This is a genomic window from Peptococcus simiae, from assembly GCF_046569735.1.
Classification (GTDB): domain Bacteria; phylum Bacillota; class Peptococcia; order Peptococcales; family Peptococcaceae; genus Peptococcus; species Peptococcus simiae_A.
In genome coordinates this window covers 1-606 of sequence record NZ_JBKICG010000045.1, presented here as the reverse complement: position 1 = coordinate 606, position 606 = coordinate 1, and the positions used below count along the sequence as shown (strand labels likewise).

General features: G+C 42.2%; 2 protein-coding genes. One reads left to right on the top strand and one right to left on the bottom strand.

Features of this window, described 5'->3' with window-relative positions:
• The coding region (locus tag ACLGL1_RS09785) for a stalk domain-containing protein (protein ID WP_411008485.1) at window positions 1–204 on the bottom strand (204 nt) is incomplete at its 3' end.
• A gap of 191 nt (window positions 205–395) precedes the next feature.
• Between ACLGL1_RS09785 and ACLGL1_RS09780 the strand changes: the two genes are divergently transcribed.
• A partial coding sequence (locus ACLGL1_RS09780) for a Panacea domain-containing protein (protein ID WP_411008484.1) occupies window positions 396–606 on the top strand: 211 nt, incomplete at its 3' end.

Here is a 606-nt window from a genome sequence, read left to right as displayed (position 1 = left end):
ACCTTCCATGACGGTCCGTAAGGGGACCATGGTCCGGCTATCCTTAATAAAGGCCTTCTGGTCAGTCTGAGGGATTGTCCGTCCGTCTACAGTAATGGTAATGTCTCTGGCATGGCTTTCTGCTGCCTGTACAGGGCTAGCACTGGCCAAGAGGGCTACTGCTAATACAGCTGCTGTTGCTTTTTTAGTTAGGCTTCCTTTCATGGGTAATCCTCCTTTGCTTGGTTGGCGATTATTCGTTAGGTATATAATACCACGCATACTAGATGTAGTCAACTAACCAATTAAGATTGCTATATGTAGTGTTTGAGTGAGGGAGAGGTTGCTAGTGATAGGGGAGAGCGTGGAAAAAGAAAAGTTTGTCCTTTGGTATTATACATTGTATAATATAGGTAATGAAAGTTTTTCTAATTCGCCTGATTAAGGGAGGGAGAAAGCAAATGAAAAATGTTATAGATGTGGCTAACTGGTTTTTAAGCAAAGACAGTATGACTCACAAAAAAATACAGAAATTATGCTATTATGCTCAGGCTTGGTATTGTGCGCTGTATGATGGCACGCCTTTTTTCAAAGAGGAAATTCAAGCGTGGATTCATGGGCCCGTTG